This window comes from Chryseobacterium sp. AC405b, from assembly GCF_979258685.1.
In genome coordinates this window covers 2,505,375-2,523,551 of the sequence record NZ_OZ409877.1, presented here as the reverse complement: position 1 = coordinate 2,523,551, position 18,177 = coordinate 2,505,375, and the positions used below count along the sequence as shown (strand labels likewise).

Annotated in this window: 22 protein-coding genes, 1 tRNA gene and 1 pseudogene; 10 read left to right on the top strand and 14 right to left on the bottom strand. The window is 35.6% G+C overall.

Annotated features, from left to right (window positions below; all coding sequences use genetic code 11):
* Window positions 1–15: 15 nt before the first annotated feature.
* From ACZZZA_RS12085 to xth, 5 genes are all read left to right on the top strand, one after another.
* The gene (locus tag ACZZZA_RS12085; RefSeq protein WP_463432071.1) at window positions 16–516 is read left to right on the top strand and encodes an RNA polymerase sigma factor; all 501 of its coding nucleotides are present in this window, start codon (window positions 16–18) and stop codon (window positions 514–516) included.
* Between the two features lie 16 nt (window positions 517–532).
* On the top strand, window positions 533–1,348 hold the full coding sequence (locus ACZZZA_RS12080) for a hypothetical protein (protein ID WP_463432069.1): 816 nt from the start codon (window positions 533–535) through the stop codon (window positions 1,346–1,348).
* 86 nt (window positions 1,349–1,434) lie between these two features.
* Complete coding sequence (locus tag ACZZZA_RS12075) at window positions 1,435–3,525, top strand: M4 family metallopeptidase (protein WP_463432067.1); 2,091 nt, start codon at window positions 1,435–1,437, stop codon at window positions 3,523–3,525.
* Window positions 3,526–4,484: 959 nt separating this feature from the next.
* Window positions 4,485–4,889: a membrane lipoprotein lipid attachment site-containing protein gene (locus ACZZZA_RS12070; RefSeq protein WP_463432065.1), complete on the top strand. Its 405-nt coding sequence runs from the start codon at window positions 4,485–4,487 to the stop codon at window positions 4,887–4,889.
* 291 nt (window positions 4,890–5,180) lie between these two features.
* Window positions 5,181–5,951, top strand: coding sequence for an exodeoxyribonuclease III (gene xth / locus ACZZZA_RS12065; protein WP_463432063.1), 771 nt, complete (start codon window positions 5,181–5,183; stop codon window positions 5,949–5,951).
* Between the two features lie 443 nt (window positions 5,952–6,394).
* Here xth and ACZZZA_RS12060 read toward each other — a convergent pair whose 3' ends face one another.
* Window positions 6,395–7,645 carry a hypothetical protein gene (locus ACZZZA_RS12060; protein ID WP_463432061.1) on the bottom strand — a complete coding sequence of 417 codons (1,251 nt, stop codon included), beginning with the start codon at window positions 7,643–7,645 and terminating at the stop codon, window positions 6,395–6,397.
* Between the two features lie 372 nt (window positions 7,646–8,017).
* Here ACZZZA_RS12060 and ACZZZA_RS12055 point away from each other — a divergent pair, with 372 nt between their 5' ends.
* From ACZZZA_RS12055 to ACZZZA_RS12040, 4 genes are all read left to right on the top strand, one after another.
* Window positions 8,018–8,392 (top strand): hypothetical protein, encoded by a 375-nt coding sequence (locus ACZZZA_RS12055; protein ID WP_463432059.1) that lies wholly within the window; start codon window positions 8,018–8,020, stop codon window positions 8,390–8,392.
* A 13-nt stretch (window positions 8,393–8,405) separates the two neighbouring features.
* A complete protein-coding gene (locus ACZZZA_RS12050) occupies window positions 8,406–8,717 on the top strand; it encodes a hypothetical protein (RefSeq protein WP_463432057.1) in 312 nt (103 codons plus the stop codon).
* Between the two features lie 597 nt (window positions 8,718–9,314).
* Window positions 9,315–10,064, top strand: coding sequence for a sensor histidine kinase (locus ACZZZA_RS12045; RefSeq protein ID WP_463432055.1), 750 nt, complete (start codon window positions 9,315–9,317; stop codon window positions 10,062–10,064).
* Window positions 10,065–10,074: 10 nt separating this feature from the next.
* A complete protein-coding gene (locus ACZZZA_RS12040) occupies window positions 10,075–10,755 on the top strand; it encodes a response regulator transcription factor (RefSeq protein ID WP_463432053.1) in 681 nt (226 codons plus the stop codon).
* On the opposite strand, the gene ACZZZA_RS12035 is transcribed toward ACZZZA_RS12040, so the two are convergent.
* The 10 genes from ACZZZA_RS12035 to ACZZZA_RS11990 all read right to left on the bottom strand — a co-directional run bounded on the left by ACZZZA_RS12035 (window position 10,756) and on the right by ACZZZA_RS11990 (window position 15,566).
* Complete coding sequence (locus tag ACZZZA_RS12035) at window positions 10,756–11,256, bottom strand: hypothetical protein (RefSeq protein ID WP_463432051.1); 501 nt, start codon at window positions 11,254–11,256, stop codon at window positions 10,756–10,758.
* A 291-nt stretch (window positions 11,257–11,547) separates the two neighbouring features.
* Window positions 11,548–11,811, bottom strand: coding sequence for a RebB family R body protein (locus tag ACZZZA_RS12030; RefSeq protein WP_463432049.1), 264 nt, complete (start codon window positions 11,809–11,811; stop codon window positions 11,548–11,550).
* An 85-nt stretch (window positions 11,812–11,896) separates the two neighbouring features.
* Window positions 11,897–12,160, bottom strand: a complete 264-nt coding sequence (locus tag ACZZZA_RS12025) for a RebB family R body protein (RefSeq protein ID WP_463432047.1) — start codon at window positions 12,158–12,160, stop codon at window positions 11,897–11,899.
* A gap of 122 nt (window positions 12,161–12,282) precedes the next feature.
* Complete coding sequence (locus tag ACZZZA_RS12020) at window positions 12,283–12,549, bottom strand: RebB family R body protein (RefSeq protein WP_463432045.1); 267 nt, start codon at window positions 12,547–12,549, stop codon at window positions 12,283–12,285.
* Window positions 12,550–12,672: 123 nt separating this feature from the next.
* Window positions 12,673–12,936 (bottom strand): RebB family R body protein, encoded by a 264-nt coding sequence (locus ACZZZA_RS12015; protein WP_463432043.1) that lies wholly within the window; start codon window positions 12,934–12,936, stop codon window positions 12,673–12,675.
* A gap of 146 nt (window positions 12,937–13,082) precedes the next feature.
* The gene (locus ACZZZA_RS12010; RefSeq protein ID WP_463432041.1) at window positions 13,083–13,325 is read right to left on the bottom strand and encodes a RebB family R body protein; all 243 of its coding nucleotides are present in this window, start codon (window positions 13,323–13,325) and stop codon (window positions 13,083–13,085) included.
* A 24-nt stretch (window positions 13,326–13,349) separates the two neighbouring features.
* Window positions 13,350–13,754 carry a hypothetical protein gene (locus ACZZZA_RS12005; RefSeq protein WP_463432039.1) on the bottom strand — a complete coding sequence of 135 codons (405 nt, stop codon included), beginning with the start codon at window positions 13,752–13,754 and terminating at the stop codon, window positions 13,350–13,352.
* A 57-nt stretch (window positions 13,755–13,811) separates the two neighbouring features.
* The gene (locus ACZZZA_RS12000) at window positions 13,812–14,624 is read right to left on the bottom strand and encodes a hypothetical protein (protein ID WP_463432037.1); all 813 of its coding nucleotides are present in this window, start codon (window positions 14,622–14,624) and stop codon (window positions 13,812–13,814) included.
* A 205-nt stretch (window positions 14,625–14,829) separates the two neighbouring features.
* Window positions 14,830–15,336, bottom strand: a complete 507-nt coding sequence (locus ACZZZA_RS11995; RefSeq protein ID WP_463432035.1) for a hypothetical protein — start codon at window positions 15,334–15,336, stop codon at window positions 14,830–14,832.
* A 14-nt stretch (window positions 15,337–15,350) separates the two neighbouring features.
* Complete coding sequence (locus tag ACZZZA_RS11990; protein ID WP_463432033.1) at window positions 15,351–15,566, bottom strand: RebB family R body protein; 216 nt, start codon at window positions 15,564–15,566, stop codon at window positions 15,351–15,353.
* Window positions 15,567–15,945: 379 nt separating this feature from the next.
* Between ACZZZA_RS11990 and ACZZZA_RS11985 the strand changes: the two genes are divergently transcribed.
* On the top strand, window positions 15,946–16,386 hold the full coding sequence (locus ACZZZA_RS11985) for a cupin domain-containing protein (RefSeq protein ID WP_463432031.1): 441 nt from the start codon (window positions 15,946–15,948) through the stop codon (window positions 16,384–16,386).
* 170 nt (window positions 16,387–16,556) lie between these two features.
* Here ACZZZA_RS11985 and ACZZZA_RS11980 read toward each other — a convergent pair.
* From ACZZZA_RS11980 to trxB, 3 genes and pseudogenes are all read right to left on the bottom strand, one after another.
* A pseudogene (locus ACZZZA_RS11980) lies at window positions 16,557–16,661 on the bottom strand (tyrosine-type recombinase/integrase); the annotation flags it as partial.
* A 247-nt stretch (window positions 16,662–16,908) separates the two neighbouring features.
* A tRNA-Ser gene (locus tag ACZZZA_RS11975) sits at window positions 16,909–16,993 on the bottom strand.
* A gap of 238 nt (window positions 16,994–17,231) precedes the next feature.
* Window positions 17,232–18,173 carry a thioredoxin-disulfide reductase gene (gene trxB, locus ACZZZA_RS11970; protein ID WP_463432029.1) on the bottom strand — a complete coding sequence of 314 codons (942 nt, stop codon included), beginning with the start codon at window positions 18,171–18,173 and terminating at the stop codon, window positions 17,232–17,234.
* Window positions 18,174–18,177: the final 4 nt, after the last annotated feature.

The following is an 18,177-nucleotide window of genomic DNA, read 5'->3' as shown; positions in this document are numbered from 1 at the left end:
TGAGCCCAGCTTACAATGTCACAGGAAAAGGAGTTTCTGGAAAAAATTGAAAAACATAAAGGTGTAATTTTCAAGATTTCCAAGATGTATATGGATAATTTTGACGATCAGAATGATCTCTATCAGGAGATCATCTATCAGGCGTGGAAATCATACAACGAATTCAAAGGAAACAGTAATTTCTCAACATGGCTCTACCGCACAGCACTGAATACAGCGATCGTATTTCTGAAAAGTGAAAAAAAACGCAGCTTTATACAGAATCATCCAATTGAGAACCTCTTGGTCGATCATGAAATTTATAATGAGGAGGATGACTGGAATATGAAGATTATGTATGATGCTATTCACCAACTCAGCCCCATTGATAAAGCTTTAATTTTTTTCTATCTGGAAGACTTCTCAGGCAAAGATATTGCACAACAGTTGGGAATTACCGAAATCAATGCAAGAGTGAAACTCAATCGTGCAAAAACAAAGCTTAAGGATATTATTGAAAAAAAGACGAACTTTTAAAAGTTAATACATCATCATGGACTTAGATAACTTTAAAGAACTCTGGAAAAAAGAAAACAGCCAGATTCCACCTGAAACATCTCTTGAGAGACAGAATAAGATCCACTCGCCTCTTCAGATGCTCCGAATCAATATGCAGACAGAATTCTGGCTGATGATCATTACGCTTCCTCTGCTCTTCACTGGGCTCCCATCCGTTAGCGACGATCAGAATATCAGAATGATCTCTATACTAGTCTCTGTATTGACACTAATGATCATTCTATATTACTATTCAAGATTTCTCAAGCTTTATAAGCTTTTAAAAAAGGGCAATACCAATACTAATTATGACCTTTTCACTCTTAAGACGCAGTTATTGATTTCAAAACAAATCTATATTTCATATTATATCTCCTACATTCCTCTAGCATTTTTATTATCACTGATCCACATCAATTTTCAGTTTGATTTTAAATATAATCTTGCCATATTTATTTTTTCTTTCATAATTACCATTCTGGTCATCTCATTTATTTTAAAATATTGGATGTACTACATGTATGGAAAATACATTGATGATGTGGTAAAGATTATCGACGAACTCAATGATATAGAACTAAAACCTTTGATCCCCAGAGGAAAATCATTGTTCGAGAGAAGTCAGAGATTTTTGATTGGAAAATGGGGTGTAAAAGGAAATGTTATTAATACGGTACTATGGTTTATATCAGGATACATATTCATTGTTATTTCTTTTCTGATCATCATTTTAATCATCATTTATCTCGGAGTTAAATTGGATCTCTTCAATCTTCAAACCTTGAAGCAAACGCTTAACAACCTTTATTAATCCTTTTGCAGAAAAGAATATTATTAAAGGCTTTTGTAACATTTTTGTTTTTTTTATACTAACTGTCGAATTTAATCAAATCTATTATGAAAAAAACAGTTACAATTGTGAAATCTTTAGCTTTTGTGCTAACCCTGGGTGCAGCTTCCCAATATCTAAATGCACAAACCCATCCGACAGAAAATTCAGCGCAAAATCTGCCATCAATTAAGGCAACGTCTGCAATGGGAAATTTTCACGTAAGTTTTGAAGGACAAAATATTTCCACGGAAACTCTTGTCAGTCAATTGGGAAAATGGTTGCAGACTAGCTCAGATCATAGCTATCAATTTGTAAAAAGTGCTGTGGATGAACTCGGTTTCAGACGAAGCGTTTATCAGCATTTATACAAAGGAATTAAAGTAAACGATGATGTTTTATATATTCATGAAAAGGATGGTAAAGTCACCTATGTTAACGGAGAACTGATCAGTGAGATAAAAATTAATATTTCTCAGCCATTATCAATGACCGCAGTAAAAAACATCATAGTCAATGATATAAAAAACACAAAAACAACATTTGGAGACTTCGAAAATGTAATTGCTAAAGTAAACACCAGAAACGGAATTGAACTATACTCAGCTACTAAAGTTCAGGCTGAAGCTTTGGGATCTCTAAAAGCATTTGATTATTTTATTGATGATTCTACAGGAAAGATTGTAAATAAAATATCAAAGATTTATGATTACAATCCTGAATTCCAGCTCAAGTTGAATTTACCCGCTAAAAATTCAACCAACAGTTTCAACTATAGTCCATTATTGGTCGACACCCCCTCTACGAGTGCAACTTATTATAAAGGAAATCAGGCAGTCACGGTCGACTCCAACAATGGTGCATTCAGATTAAAGGATAATGCTAAAAACATTCATACCAGAAATGGTGCAGGATGGGATGGCAGTGCCAACCTTGCCACTAATGAGTTAACAGGAACTATCACAGAAATAACAAGCACCACGGCAAACTTTACTGCCAATACTACCAAAGCACCTGTAGAAGCACATTGGGCGATGGAGAAATCTAAAAACTACTATATTGCAAGACACAACAGAAACAGCTATGACGGTAACGGATCAATAATTAAAAATTATTATGATATAAATTTTAATGTAGATCCTAATACAGGGGCACCATTACAACCGGCCAACGGAGTCAATGCTGCTGCATTTGATATCACCCAACAAGGCTTCAATGTTGTAGGAATGATCTATGGAAACGGAGCCTACCAGGGACAGGCAGGATATTTTGGTCCTTTTGTCGGAATAGATGTTGCAGGTCATGAATATTCTCACCTTATGGTTAGCAGAACGGCAAACCTCGCTTATCAGGGAGAATCGGGAGCCTTAAATGAAGCATTTGCAGATATGTTTGGAGCTGCCATTGAGTTTTATTCAAACATCTCACCCAACTGGAATATAGGTGAAGGAATTCCCAACCCTGCCCTTGGTTTTACATTTTTAAGAAGTATGTCGAATCCAAATTCGGGACCTGCAGCATTGGCATCACAACAGCCAGATACCTATCTCGGTACCTATTGGGCAAATACAGCTGTTGGCTCTGCTGATAACGGCGGTGTTCACACCAATAGTGGTGTTGGAAATTATTGGTTTTATTTGTTATCTTCAGGAGGTAGTGGAACCAATGACTCTGGAAACAGTTATAATGTTACAGGAATAACCATACAAAAAGCTGAAAAAATTGCATACCGAACATTAGCGACTTATCTGACAGCAAATAGTCAGTATGCCAATGCGTATATTGCTTCTAAACAGGCAGCAACTGATTTGTATGGTGCCGGATCAAATGAATTGCAGCAGGTAGAGAATGCTTGGTGTGCAGTAGGACTGGGTAACTGTGCGAGTTTACTATCTGTGGCTGATGTTGTAAAATCAGATCTAGATCTTATAAAAATTTACCCCAATCCTGTTTCGAACGGACATTTTACCATAGAATCTAATCTGCAGGGAAATGGTAGCTATGAAATTTATGATTTGTCCGGAAAGTTAGTAATACCTTTGAAAACCTTCAAAAAAGGAACAGTCAAGGTCATAGTTAGTGAATTACATACAGGGGTATATATCTTAAAGATAAAAATAGAAGGTAAAACTATTTCTAAGAAGATCATTATTAATTAACACAGTATTATAAAAGATATTTTTTATTATAAACCTGAAGTCATTGCTCCAAAGTCTAACGATTTTGGAGTTTTTCTTAATACCTTACCTGATAATCTGGAAAATAGTATATTTTGGAATAAGAAAATTTCTCCCATTTTTTTAAAGTTTTTCAAATCATATAAAATCATTCTGGTAAAATAAAATACGGAATGGGTGAAAGTGATATAACATTGTACACCGCTGACGAATTAAAAGAAATAGTAAATTTCTCTACAATTTCTCATCAGGTGGGCATTGAGCAAAATAGTAAATTGAAATTTGTTGTTTTTAACGGAGAGAACACAAATACACAAATAAGCTTAAAAAAGAATATGTTATGATGGAATTAGACATAAAAATGAGACTAAAAGACAAAAATTTAGGGGAAAATATACATAATGATTTTCAGGATATTCCCTATTTTAATTTAGAATATATTGATGGTGAATTTCAGATGATAATTTTTTTTATTTAAAATAATAATCTGATATCTACCATTTCATAAATACATAAAAATTGCTCTCAAGGTCAGAATGGTTATATTTTAGTACATAACAAATAACTTTTATTATTGTGATGTTATTGGTTTTAAAAAAGAACATTTCAGTCGGAATGAAAAAGCAGGAATTACTTTATTCAAATTTCGAAAGATGAAATGGGATACGGAGACATTAAAGTTTTAGAAAAACAAGATGATGAAACGTACTCAAATGCAGAATACGAAATTGTTGATGTGTAAATAAAGTAACCATCAAAATGAAAACCCCTACGGACATCAGAGTTAATTTCTAAAGGATCAATTAATGATAAGGTACTTTGGAGTTTTATTTAAACTTCACAATATCTGAAAGAATAATCAATAAAATATTTATTCTGATAATTTGCATACGAACGTTTAATCGCTAACTTTACATTACTCTGAATTAATCTTTTATCCCATGAAAAAAATGATTCTGTTTATTATACTGACTTTTATTTTAACAGCCTGTGGTGAAGATTGTTATAATTCTCCTCAACCGGTCGTGTTTGAATTTGTTGATATTGATGGCAAAAATCTGATAACAAATGGAACACTGCATCCATTCTCGGTCACTGACGAAAATCAAGTCGTGATACAGCTGACGAAAACTGATGACGGAAAAGTCATTTTAGAAAATGTAGGTACCTATGACGGTACAAAGAATTACACTTTTTATTCTGCAGTTAAAATTTTTGATTTTTCAATACAGTCGTCTGAATTTAATAGTGGCTGTAATGGTTACCAGATTAATAAATTAACATTTAAAGGGGTGGGTATTGATGTAACAGACGAAAAAGGACACTATAGAATTACTCTGAAATAGTACTACTTACAAATCTAAATGTTACCTGAATTTTAACAGACAACCTATTGTAAAAAGAGAAAACTAATTCTACATTCACTTCCAATAAGTTATAGCTGAATGATCGAGTCAAATCTAATTTTGGTCAATAATAACTGAGTGATGCGTTGCATATTTTAACTGGATATCTATTCCCTGATACTGGAATCCATACGACAGCCATGGCGAATATTACTTAAAAATGGTCGTGGAAAAAACAAATGTATAAAGCGCTCTGAAAATTAAAAGCAAAATAACGAAAAATCTAGCTTTATGAAAATTGCAACCTACAATGTCAATGGAGTGAATGGCAGATTGCCCGTCTTACTCAAATGGCTGAAAGAATCTAAGCCTGATATCGTGTGTTTACAAGAACTTAAATGTCCTCATGATAAATTCCCAATAACTGAAATTAATAAAGCAGGGTATGATGCGATTTGGAAAGGGCAGAAAAGCTGGAATGGTGTTGCCATTCTTTCAAAAAATCATAAGATACAGGAAGTTCAAAATACTTTGCCTGGTGATGATGATGATTTTCAGAGCAGATACATTGAAGCAATCATTGATAAAAAAGTAATATGCTGCATTTATCTTCCCAATGGAAATCCTTATCCGGGACCAAAATTTGATTATAAACTTTCATGGATCAAAAGGTTTAAAAAAAGAACTAATCAACTCATTAAGATGGATCTCCCTGCCATTCTTATAGGTGATTTTAATATTATCCCTACTGAATTAGATGTTCACAAACCGGAAAAATGGACTAATAATGCGCTTTTCACAAAGGAAGTGAGAAAAACATTTCGTGATTTTGAAAAAAGCGGCTGGACTGATTCTTTAAGACAAATCTATCCCGACGAACAGATTTTTACATTCTGGGATTATCTCTATCATTCATACGACAGAAATGCAGGCATGAGATTAGACCATATTCTCTTAAGCCCTTATTTAATCTCTGAGCTTATAGACGCTGGGGTAGATAAACATGTACGGGGATGGGAAAAAAGCAGTGACCATGCACCTACCTGGATAGAGTTAAAGTAAATTTTCATTTGAAAATGAAATCAGCAGAAAATAAAATCAATTTGTAAATCTTTGATCATTTTGGTTAAATTGTGTTTACCAAAATGAATAATCTTCACTCGTGATTACAATAAAAACTACATTTCTATCTTTTTTAGCACGGAACTATCACAACACGAAACCGTATTACCAACATTCATTTTATAAGCTGGAAATGATAATATCCTTGTTGAAAATTCTCTAGTTTGTTACATGACATTACAAAAGGCAGGTGCTCATGCGGTATAACATCTCTACTCTTTAGGATAAATAAAATTAGTCTACTATTTGAATTCACCTTTAAAAGTAAATTCAAATAGTAGACTACAATGAGGATCCAGTTTCAAAAATAGCTATTGATTATGACTACAGTTTAGATTTATTGAAATATCTGGGTCAATTTAGATCATCATAATAACAGAATGCTATTCATATTTAGAAAAATCAACCGCAAAAATGCATCGATTAACCTGACTTCCATTCTGTGCTCCGGCATTAGGTTCATACTCCGTCAAACTCCAAAGATAACCATATTGAGATTCGTAGTAAAGGGATTCGGCTCCATACGGCCATCGGTAACGTACAGTATCATCTGCTCCGTCAGTATAGCGTGCTAATCTGGCATTTGAACCGTAAGAATTGCTTGGCGATCCGGTACAAGAAAGCCATGTTCTGTTCCCTTTTCGGAAAACTCCCTGTATTCCATGAGCGTGATTATCTGTAAAAAGACTATTCTTTGGGGCTACTGCGACAATTCCTGTATTTTGAAGTGTGCCATTCGTGTCAACGGGAAAACCAAAAACTTTGGGAACAATTGTTGCGTCAGCACTTCCTGCATAGTATTGCCCTGTCCAGAACTGAGTGCCTTCGTCATTGACCTGAATGGTAGAGAAAGGATTACCATTATTGATCTTTTGATATCCTACTTGAGGCAATATGTACCGATAATTGAAGGCGAATAAATTCCCGTTGGCATCTTTACCACATTTTTCATTGGTCGTGTCACCTGTACTTACCTCAATTATTTTATTCAAATCAAATACCCGAACACCTAAATTCGTGCTGCTGAGATATATTTTACCGTTAAAATAAGCAATTCCCCCTGCATGTACGTTCAATGGAGCGTATGAACTGTATTGTGAATAGGTTGATGTATTTGCAGGAATATCGGGCTGTACCAGCAGAATATGACGATAGGTAAGATACGTACTCGAACTCGGACTGATATCAATCAGAGTAATGCGGGAACCTTTATACACAGCAGCATCCTTTGCGTACCAGCTTACCAACAGATAACGAATACCATCTTTTGCAAATCCTGCAATCCCTTGAGGTCTCCAGATCGATGTCGTTTCATCATCGGTATTCCAACGGATTCCTCTTACTCTGTTTTCTTCGGGAATATTAAATCCATAGACTTCAGTATAAGCATTTCCTCCTACAGCCTGACGGTTTTTATTGATCTGAGATGGGTTTAGAAAACCAAAGCCAAAATTGATGTAGCTACTTGTGTCCACATAAGAATTAACACTTACGTCTGTGGCTGCTCTATCGACATTGAGTTCTGAAGACAGTTCTTCGTCCATCGAAACTGAAGCAAATTCATTGTTCTGGCATCCGATACTCGTTACGGCAAGCATAAGCATCCATCCAAGGAGTCGTGGTTTTTGAATCATAATTAATTTGATGTTTTTAGTTTTTTAATTTTTGCTAAACTATCTGATTGTCGTTTTATATAGATGACGTCAGCATTAATTATGGATTAAATTTATGATTCTCACTATGATGGCGATTTATTCAAAAAGTGTACATCTCATTGATACTATCGTGACCAGTTTTTTTATAAACTACTCAAAGTGAATTTATTGTTCACAGTCTATAAAATGAAATAAGTGGTCTCTGTTAGCTCTATTTTATTTAATTTTTTAAATAATTTAAACACTAGATTTTCTCATCCTTACAAAACAATACACCAAAAACTGATTACTTGATAAGTTAAGAGCCTTTTTTTGTAAATTTAAAAAATATTAACCATCAAATCACTCAACATGAACCTCGACCCTATTTACCAGGCCATAAAGAACTGGAAGACGCTGGTAGATTCCTACCAGAAAGGAAACTTAGAAAGCATGAAGCAGCTTCTAGAATTTTTAAACCAAGGCTCACATTTCTCCACAGAAGCCTCTGTAATCAAAGAATGGACAAAACGTCTGGGAAACACTTCAAACCCTTCTATACATGTGTATGCAGGTATTGATGATAACGTATTCAAATTATACTTAATAGACTCTGAAAGTGATGCTCAGGAAGATTTCAGTTTTATCACAACAAAAGAACTGAACCGTAAGCCACCGATCAGCGTACCTGACATTCAGCTAAGTTCCGGTCCGTCCTATTTCTTCAGAATCTGCAATTTACCGTAACTTCATTTTCAATATGTATTGCAGTACATGGATGGCAGCACAAAAAACAGATTTTTTCCGTATCATCACAATCCCTTTTGATGATTTTCAAAGAATGTCGCTTGAGGAGGATCAGTCATGTATCTCATTCTTTGGAATTACAAATGAAAAAGCAAATTCTACCAATATCAATGGGTACCATATAGAATTGATCACCATAAAAGATGTCAAAATTAACAGCATGAGCAAAACCGCTGAAAACTATTCTACGCCACGCCCGCCATTTACTGCCTCAGATCCAAGCTCAAATTATAAATTATTACTAAAGAGTGATGCTTACCTATAACCAGCTGTCGTTTTACCTACAGTTTGTCATTAATGCTACACTGCTTGTAGGATTTGCGCTCCTTATGTGGAGAAAACACTCCAAAAAGCTTTTATTTATCTTCTTTTTGGGTGAGCTGATAGCAGAATTGCCTGATCTTATTTTTCGGCTCATCAAAGTAAATACAGCGAACATGTTTATTTATCCATTCAGCCAAAGCTTTTGTTTACTAATGATGACCGAGATTTACAGCAAATATTTTTTTAAAATTCCTTTTTTTGTAAAATGTATCATTTATTTTTTTGCGGGATTTTCACTCCTATTAAATTTCACCCACAGACAAGGTATAGAATCAATCACTTTTTATCAAAATATTATTACCGATATTGTGATCTGTAGTTTTGCAGCAGTGTATTTTATGCATATATTCAAGAATCCGGGAATTGACAAAGCTTTACTTACTGCAAATATTTTTATTTTTTTATTTTTCTCAATTGAAAGTATTGTTTCAACAACGTTTAACTTTCTTATCAGTCAACATTTGCAGTGGGTAGCGCCCGTTTGGCTCTTTCGTGGTGTATTATTATGGTTCTTATATATTACTTTTATTAACTTAGGATGGAAAACGGGCGAAGTGAGGACGTAATTATCTTATGGATCTGGATTGGTATCGGATTATTACTCTTAACTACCACCTTTGTTACTATTCTGATTCTTGGCTATATCAAAAATATCAAAAAAAACAAGCGGAAAGCAGCCTCGTTAATTGATAGAATACAGACAAGATACGGTGAAGACACCCTATATCTCCAGGAGAGAGATAGGGAAAGGCTTGCTGAAGAAATTCATGACAATATCATATCCCGGCTGAATATCTTACGGCTGAATGTTAATTACAGAGATATGACTGAACTTCATACAGATTTAAAAAAATCCATGCAGATTATACGGGAATTCTCTCATCAGCTGACTCCTCCAGATCTTAGTGAGATAGAACTGGCAGATTTGATTTCCGATTACCTTGAAGAAGTGAAGACAAGTATTTGTGTCGAATATTATCCATTGGTTTCACAGAAAAAAAGCATCAGTAATCCGGTAAAATTAAACACCTTCAGAATATTTCAGGAATTGATTAATAATATATTAAAACATGCCAATGCTACGCTTATCACCGTTTCGCTAAGAATTTCGAAAAATTATATGATTCTGATAGTGTATGATAATGGCAGCGGTTTTAGCCTTGAACAAAAAGCAGCAGGAATCGGACTGCGTAATATTCAGTTAAGAGCCAAACAAATAGGGGCTACTTATAAATATAAATCCGGACCACGACAAGGTACACAATTCATTATCCTTGCAAATATTTAATACATCTAAAATGGAACACTCTAAAATTAAGGTAGGCATCGTGGACGATGATCTTTTATTTGTGCAACTTTTAACAAAATATATCAATACTACCAAAGATTATCATGTGGTAATGACCTCAACCAGCGGCAATCATTTCCTGAACGAAACTGATACCAGCTTACCGCAAATTCTCCTGCTGGATCTACGAATGGCTAATGGTGACGGACTTGAGGTGATGTCTGTCTTGGCTCAAAGAAACACAGAAACCAAGATCATTGTATTATCAAGCTTTTACAGAAGGTCATTTATGGGACAAATGCTAAAAATGGGAGCACATGCTTTTTTGCCTAAAGAAATTGATCTTGACGATTTGTTAAAGGTAATGAATGCTGTACATTATCACGGGCACTATTTTTCGAATGAGCAGGTAGAGTTGATGAGAAGTCAGCTATCTAACAAGCTTCCCGAATTTCATTCATTCTCGAAGGATGATCTCACAGAACGTGAAATTGAAGTTCTGAGGCTGGTCTGTTTACAATTAAACACTAAAGAAATTGCAGATACCCTTTGCATTTCCCCGAAAACAGTAGAAACTCATAAAACAAATCTGATGATTAAAACCTCTGTGAAAAATAGTGCGGGACTGGTAATTTATGCTGTACAAAATGATATTGTAAATGCACATGAAATTGTTTTGTTAGATAAATAATTACTCTCTTTCAGAATAGTCAGAAAATTTTCTTACACTATGTTCTATGCGTGAAAGATTCTGTAATTCCCTAAATTTAGCAGCGGCGGCTTTTGCCATAGAAGGAAATAACCTGGTTCCAACGATCTGATTAATCCATTTAAAATTATTATATCCGCCCCCCCTGATTTCAGTGTAGACAAAACCGTTAATTTCCACAAATCTGAACTCCAAATACCCGCCGCTGAATAAATGCCCTGACTCGGCTACATTGGTCATCGTCAATTCCAGATCATTGTGTGTCGTACGCACCGGCCCACCAATCCCCGCTGTAGTAAGCCCTCCCTGAGGTCGCGCTCCAAAAATTCTATTTCCTTCTCCTATCAGAGAAAATGGGACTGACCTTGTTACGGAAGCCTTTGAATATTCATAAAGCAAACGGGCATTAAATTGTGGGCTGGCTTCTCCTGCCAAAACTCTGAAATTAAATTTATGTTCACCATAATTAACGCTCCAACCCAACCGCTTCCCTAGGATACGAAAAGGGATGAAAGGCGGAAATCCCCTCCATGTAGGTGGATAAATTTTTTCGTTAATAGCACGAATTGTAGGGGCATAACTCTCTATCCTTAAAAAGTGTTTGTAAAAAGGGGCAACATGATCCCAGCGAGCCCGGAGATTGCGTGGATGCCGTAATAAAAATGCTGTGATTAATTCTCTCATATTTAAATGATTTAATTTGTTATAATTTGTGTATTGTAAAAAATCAGGGAGAATGGTAATCTCCTCCCTGAAAAGATCCTGAAAGCATACTTAAGAGGGATTCATCATCCTGGCAATTGAAATAGCATCTGCTACCGTATCAAGGCTATAAATCTGCATGACGCCTTGTGCAGTGGCAGCCTGTCCTAAAATATTCTGATGATTCTGATTGTTCACCGCATTTTCAAACATGAGCCCCGTGGAATGGGCAGCGGTTTGATATACATTTGCTAAAGCCATTGCAGGAGCCTCTGCAACTACTTTCACGTTAGTCTGTGTTACAGCGTCTGTGATTTGTTGGTTTACGAATGCCATAATTTTTTTTTTAAAAGTTTGGTTTAAAAGTAACCGGATTGATCTCCGGTTACTAATCATCTGTACTGTTTATACTATCGGAGTATTAACCGGGATTCAACATTTTAGCAATAGAAATAGCATCTGCTACCGTATCGAAGCTATAAATCTGCATAACTCCCTGTGTGGTGGCCGCCTGTCCTAAAATATTCTGTTGATTCTGATTGTTTACCGCATTTTCGAACATAAGCCCTGTAGAATGGGCAGCTGTTTGATATACATTTCCTAAAGCCATTGCAGGAGCTTCTGCAACTACTTTAACATTAGTTTGCGTTACTGCGTCAGTAATTTGTTCATTTACGAATGCCATATTAATTTTTTTTTGAAGGTTTAAGTAACCGGATTATCCGGTTATGTAATTAAATTTTGATTTGGTTTTAAAGCAACCGGGTTGATTTCCGGTTGCCAATATTTGTTGCCCGAACTACCTGATTATGGATTAGGATTCAGCATTCTTGCAATTGAGATAGCATCTGCTACCGTATCCACACTGTAAATTTGCATTACTCCCTGAGTTGTAGCTGCCTGTCCTAAGATGTTTTGCTGATTCTGGTTATTAACTGAATTTTCAAACATAAGTCCTGTTGAATGGGCTGCGGTCTGGTATACATTACCGATAGCTATTGCCGGAGCTTCTGCTACTACTTTTACATTGGTTTGCGTTACTGCATCTGTGACTTGTTGATTTACGATTGACATAATTAAAATTGTTTAGAGTTTAAATAAACCGGATTTTCCGGTTGTTTTTTTAGATTTTTTTTGTTTTAATGGCTACCGGATTGGTTTCCGGCTGCTGGAAATACCGTGCTTTCAACTACCCGATTACGGATTAGGATTTAGCATTCTGGCGATCGACATCGCGTCAGCTACTGTATCTACGCTGTAGATTTGCATTACTCCCTGAGTAGTTGCTGCCTGTCCCAGGATGTTCTGTTGATTTTGATTGTTCACTGCATTTTCGAACATAAGTCCCGTAGAATGAGCCGCTGTTTGGTATACGTTACCTAGAGCCATTGCAGGTGCTTCTCCTACAACTTTTACGTTGGATTGCGTTACTGCATCTGTGATTTGTGTGTTCACTGTCATAATGTAAATGTTTTTTTGAGATTGATCTCGGTTAATGATTATTTGATTGTTAAACTAGTTTTCATATTAATTGAAATATCATAAAGACTTTATCTGATATTGAAGGTGATATTTCATTTAAAACACATTTCTTATTTCTTTTATAATTAAAAGTCGAAACGGCTTTTTCTAAAAATCTTGAGCTCTTTTTTTAATTTTACAGAACTCATTTTTTTAATCCCCATTGCAGAACTACTCAATCCGATGAGCGAATCTCTCTGCTGATTCAAGACTGAATGTTGATACATTAATCCCGTCGAATGCGAATTGACCTGCATTAATATGGCGGAAGGTACCGTAGAAGACATTCCTACAACTTCAGCGTTGATTTCATTTTGTTTGTCTGTCATATTATATTTTTTGAGGTTGTACTTTTATCTGCGCATATTCGCAAATTTTGCCTGAAGCTGGCTCATTCTTTTTGCCACCTTCATCTCTTTCATTTTGAAAGATTCCTGAAGGCTTTTTAAGCGGTCTCCACTATCCATCGGAAGAAGACCTCCTTGCAATGAAGTTTCCTGAGATTCCTGCTGCTGTGACTGCTGCTGTTTTACCCCTTCTTCCAGTTTTTCGAGCAGAGGTGATAAATAAATGAAAATTTCTTTAATCGCTTTTTCCTTTATGTAAGCGATAATTTCTTCTTCATGGCTGATCACAAACGGCATTATCGTTTCTTTTTCCACGGCTTCAGGTTTGATGGGCTCTACATCTATGATGATTGGATGAGTATGAGCCACACGTTTATGAGGTTTTAATCTCTGGTATATTATTCTGCGCATATATTTGACTTTTTATATATAAATTCTTAAAGGCAGATTTTCAGGAATTGATATGTTTTAAAGCAAATAACCGATGAAAGCTTCTGCAGCAGTCCAGTCTCTGTTAAGATCTTTAATGACATTACTTCCAATGATTTCCAGCAGCATGGATCCAGAGATAGCGTTGGCAGACATCAGTTCTTTCAGTTGGTCATTAGGAAGATTTAATAAATATTCATCGGGAATAACTGGTAATTTTCCTGTATTGGTAGGGTTTTCATTGATAATGATGTCTAAGATCTCCTGAAAATAATGGGCAACTAATTTTGATCCCTGAAATTCCAATTCTCTTTTTAACTCGACAATTAAACCCTGGGTGACCAGATCCGATATCGCACTAACATCCACATCATGAACTGAATACAAGGCCTCCCCTGTATTGGATGAGGTGATCGTAATATCAGTTTTCACAATACATTTCGCTTTTTCAAGATTTACTGTAAGAAGCTTAGAGTCAATTTCAGGCTCTGTAATGTCACTCAGGCTGCTAAGCGGGAGAATTCTCACATTGCAGAAAAAAGTCTGCTGCTCTTCCAGTTTAATCATGATCACCACAATCCCTGTAGATTTTCTTTTAGGTTCGATCACGAATGACTGGTAGTTATTGTACCTCTTCCCTTTATTGGTACAGATCACATGTCTTATAATGGGCTGGATGTTGACATCTGCTGTAGCAAGGGAAAAGGTAACACGGTCACTGTTGTTTTCTGGCTTTTTTACACTAAAATATTCGGTATCACTGTCTCTGGTAAGATAAAGGCTTTCGTTCACTTCCTTTAGAGAGCTTAAGTTTAAAATTTTTGCCGGTTTTGTTTCGTTTGAATAATTCATATTTTATTTTTTTTAAGTTTGTTCATTATTTTTGTGAATAGTGTTTGTTTTGGAGCCTCGCTCATATGCACTTCGATAGGCTTCAAGGCTTCCTGTAGGTTTGTTCTATCAATTGTATCTGTCGGTTTTTCTGTTTTCAGATCATTGCCTTGCGTGATCGGAATTCCTTCTTCAGCATTATCCTTCTGTTGGGAAACCTCTTCGGTTACTCGTTTTTTTTTTCGTTGTCTTCAGCAGTTTTGAGATCATCAGATCGGGCGTTTGCATTCTGCACAACTGTAGGATTATCCGTATTAAGAAACGCAGGATGATACATGGTACTAGAGATTTTCGCCTTTGCATCGGCATAATCACTTACAATGTTAAATAAATCCCGTATCATTTCATTTCCTTGTAGATGATTATAATTTTCTGCGGATAGGGTATCTCCTGGTGGAGGCTTATTTTCACTCCATGTTCCGTAAGTCAGTAAATTATTGGCTAGTCTGCTTATTGCAATAAGCCCAAGCTGTTCAAAACTTTTTAGAAAAGACTGTAAATCCTGAACCATCATTCCTGTAGACTGCTCAATCATCAGTTTTGCAATGCCTCCTAATGGATCTGCTGCAGGCGGCGATAATACTTCGGCATTGATGAACTGTACAGATTTTTGTGTAGTAGTCATTGCATCGGCTTCCTGAGGCTCTGCTGTTTCACTTTTATTCTCGTCCATTTTCTAAATTTTATTTATCCTTTTAAAATCTTAATAGCATCTGCAACAATTGCCGGATTGAGCTGATTTAAATTATGCTGATTGGTTACCGAGTTCTGAATGGAGATTCCACTGGCATGTGTCGCCATCTGATAAAGCATACTCATCGCCTGCGCCGGAGACTCCCCAAGTACGGTTACATTGGTTTGTGTAACTGCATCTGTCGTCTGATTATTCACTGTATCTGCCATAATATTTTTTTTGGTTATTAATTTTAGTTTTGCATGTTGCAGACTATCAAATTCTAAGTCGCTAATCTTGTTACCTTTTTGGTCTCCAACATATTGGTTTATCGCTTTTGTCTGATACAAATTTCTCCAATCGGAACAACAAAATAGTCGGGGAAAAAACTGAATTTTAGAAAATCAGGGAATTCTCTGATCTTTTGATATTTGAAATACTTGGTAAAAAATTATTTTAATCTGAAACCTTCAATATTTCTGCAGATACCTCATAGAAGTGCAGATAAAATTTGATTTTCAACAATGGTAACGTCAGATGAGAAAAAAAAGAAATTATGTTTAATTGTTGTATAAAGGTTTTAAATTTGATTTCATAAATTATCAAGGTATGGAAAGAGTGACCCAATTTATATTAATCCTGCTCATCAGCATTATGTGTATACAGAAAGGATATGCTCAAAAAGCAGCCTCAAGTCAGGAAACAACCAAGTATTTGATTGAAGACTGTGTCAAGGCATTTGATATGAGTAAGGCTACGAAAACAAAATCAGGTTATCAGTATTGGTTTGCCGACAAAAAAAATACTGAAGAAAATACCTTGAAAATGAGCATCGTAGAACCTGGAAAATCGACACACCCACCCCATCGCCATCCTGAAGAAGAATTTTTTTATATACTGGAAGGAACAGCCACTTTTTATCTCGACGGTAAAACAGTGGAAGCATATCCAAATACAAGTTTGTACTGTCCGCCGAATGCTGAACATGGCATAAGTAATGCGGGAAACAGCAATTTGAAGTATTTGGTTATTAAAAAGGATTTACGTTAGAATAATTATCGAGCCTATTTATGGGCGATTTACTATTAAGAAAGAAATGAAATTTGGCAGTTCTACTTAGATCACAGTAAATACAAGAATTAAAACACTGTAGCTGCTCAGCCAAGGGATCACATTTTCTGCCATAACATCTACAATTCTCCAAAATTTCCTTTGTGGTTTTTAATGTCATTGTGCCCAAGCATTTTGCTCACGCTTTCAATCGGAATACCATTCGAAAGTATAACAGTCGTTGCAAAAGTATGTCTTGAAGTATGGAATGTCAGATAATTTTAGCTTCTTCAGTTCACAAGATGTTCAAATACTGAATAAGTCAGTTAGACTACTTCTAAAGTACTTGTCTATCTAGTTTTTTTAAAAATTCGGTTACCCAGAATTCTAAATATTTATGGTTACCGAATTAGACCCTTTCGTTTTACGCATAAATGAATAATTTTGATATTAATGAATACAAAAAACCCTTGTTAATCATTTAATTAACAAGGGTTTGTTTAAATTTAGTTTCTCAACCAGCGGAGAGAGAGGGATTCGAACCCCCGGACCTGTTACAGTCAATAGTTTTCAAGACTATCGCAATCGACCACTCTGCCATCTCTCCATAACTACGATGATGTCGTTGTTTTTGGTGGTGCAAATATAATATGTTTTTAAATTCTGACAAAATGATTTTAACAAAAACTTTAAACTTATTAATAAAACACTAAAAATCAATAACATTAGATTAAAGATTTGTTATATAAAAAGTAAGTTATTGGTCAATCAATATTTTATTTGCGTAGGCTTCAAAATAAAAGCGCACCTTATTCAGATGCGCTTGTGTATACAAATTGTAATATTTAACGCAATTCTGCTAAATATTTTTCGGCATCCATTGCTGCCATACAACCGCTTCCCGCAGCTGTAATTGCTTGTCTGTAAATGTGATCCTGAACATCTCCAGCGGCAAAAACACCCGGAAGATTAGTTCTGGTCGAACCTTTTTCTGTTGCGATGTATCCATTTTCATCTAAATCAATCTGACCAACAAAAATATCTGTGTTTGGTTTATGACCAATTGCTATAAAAATTCCATGAACATCCACTGTTGATTTTTCCTGTGTCTGGTTATTGATGACAACTGCTCTTTCAACCAAATTGTTTTCACCTTCAATACCAATCAATTCGTGATGGAATTTCACTTCAATATTCGGTGTATTTTCCACTCTGTGAATCATTGCTTTCGAAGCTCTGAATTCACCTTTTCTCACCAACATCGTCACTTTATTAACTAATTTTGCAAGATAAGTTGCCTCTTCAGCAGCTGTGTCTCCGGCTCCTACTACCACAACGTCTTTTCCTCTGTAGAAAAAACCATCACAGGTTGCACATGCGGAAACTCCTCCCCCATTGTATTTTTTTTCGTCATCTAAACCTAAATATTTTGCAGTAGCACCGGTAGAAATAATTACCGTTTTTGCAAAAATCTCTTTATTTCCTGCATATAATTTATGAACACCGCCAACTTCTTTAGAAAACTCGGCTTTGGTAATCATCTCATAAAGAACTTTTGTATCGAATCTTTCTGCTTGTTTCTGCAAATCCATCATCATTTCAGGACCTGTGATTCCTGCAGGATAACCAGGGAAATTATCAACTTCTGTTGTAGTCGTTAATTGTCCTCCCGGCTCAAGACCTGTATATAACTGTGGTTTTAAGTCTGCTCTGGCTGCATAAATTGCTGCTGTAAAACCAGAAGGTCCAGATCCTACAATTACACAATCTAAAATATTTTCTTCCATAATT

What these genes read in the sequence shown, in the direction of transcription:
- ACZZZA_RS12085 (WP_463432071.1), top strand. Translation starts at nt 16, where the DNA reads ATGTCACAGGAAAAGGAGTTTCTGGAAAAAATTGAAAAACATAAAGGT.
- ACZZZA_RS12080 (WP_463432069.1), top strand. Translation starts at nt 533, where the DNA reads ATGGACTTAGATAACTTTAAAGAACTCTGGAAAAAAGAAAACAGCCAG.
- ACZZZA_RS12075 (WP_463432067.1), top strand. Translation starts at nt 1,435, where the DNA reads ATGAAAAAAACAGTTACAATTGTGAAATCTTTAGCTTTTGTGCTAACC.
- ACZZZA_RS12070 (WP_463432065.1), top strand. Translation starts at nt 4,485, where the DNA reads ATGAAAAAAATGATTCTGTTTATTATACTGACTTTTATTTTAACAGCC.
- xth (WP_463432063.1), top strand. Translation starts at nt 5,181, where the DNA reads ATGAAAATTGCAACCTACAATGTCAATGGAGTGAATGGCAGATTGCCC.
- ACZZZA_RS12060 (WP_463432061.1), bottom strand. Translation starts at nt 7,645, where the DNA reads ATGATTCAAAAACCACGACTCCTTGGATGGATGCTTATGCTTGCCGTA.
- ACZZZA_RS12055 (WP_463432059.1), top strand. Translation starts at nt 8,018, where the DNA reads ATGAACCTCGACCCTATTTACCAGGCCATAAAGAACTGGAAGACGCTG.
- ACZZZA_RS12050 (WP_463432057.1), top strand. Translation starts at nt 8,406, where the DNA reads ATGTATTGCAGTACATGGATGGCAGCACAAAAAACAGATTTTTTCCGT.
- ACZZZA_RS12045 (WP_463432055.1), top strand. Translation starts at nt 9,315, where the DNA reads ATGGAAAACGGGCGAAGTGAGGACGTAATTATCTTATGGATCTGGATT.
- ACZZZA_RS12040 (WP_463432053.1), top strand. Translation starts at nt 10,075, where the DNA reads ATGGAACACTCTAAAATTAAGGTAGGCATCGTGGACGATGATCTTTTA.
- ACZZZA_RS12030 (WP_463432049.1), bottom strand. Translation starts at nt 11,811, where the DNA reads ATGGCATTCGTAAACCAACAAATCACAGACGCTGTAACACAGACTAAC.
- ACZZZA_RS12025 (WP_463432047.1), bottom strand. Translation starts at nt 12,160, where the DNA reads ATGGCATTCGTAAATGAACAAATTACTGACGCAGTAACGCAAACTAAT.
- ACZZZA_RS12020 (WP_463432045.1), bottom strand. Translation starts at nt 12,549, where the DNA reads ATGTCAATCGTAAATCAACAAGTCACAGATGCAGTAACGCAAACCAAT.
- ACZZZA_RS12015 (WP_463432043.1), bottom strand. Translation starts at nt 12,936, where the DNA reads ATGACAGTGAACACACAAATCACAGATGCAGTAACGCAATCCAACGTA.
- ACZZZA_RS12010 (WP_463432041.1), bottom strand. Translation starts at nt 13,325, where the DNA reads ATGACAGACAAACAAAATGAAATCAACGCTGAAGTTGTAGGAATGTCT.
- ACZZZA_RS12005 (WP_463432039.1), bottom strand. Translation starts at nt 13,754, where the DNA reads ATGCGCAGAATAATATACCAGAGATTAAAACCTCATAAACGTGTGGCT.
- ACZZZA_RS12000 (WP_463432037.1), bottom strand. Translation starts at nt 14,624, where the DNA reads ATGAATTATTCAAACGAAACAAAACCGGCAAAAATTTTAAACTTAAGC.
- ACZZZA_RS11995 (WP_463432035.1), bottom strand. Translation starts at nt 15,336, where the DNA reads ATGGACGAGAATAAAAGTGAAACAGCAGAGCCTCAGGAAGCCGATGCA.
- ACZZZA_RS11990 (WP_463432033.1), bottom strand. Translation starts at nt 15,566, where the DNA reads ATGGCAGATACAGTGAATAATCAGACGACAGATGCAGTTACACAAACC.
- ACZZZA_RS11985 (WP_463432031.1), top strand. Translation starts at nt 15,946, where the DNA reads ATGGAAAGAGTGACCCAATTTATATTAATCCTGCTCATCAGCATTATG.
- trxB (WP_463432029.1), bottom strand. Translation starts at nt 18,173, where the DNA reads ATGGAAGAAAATATTTTAGATTGTGTAATTGTAGGATCTGGACCTTCT.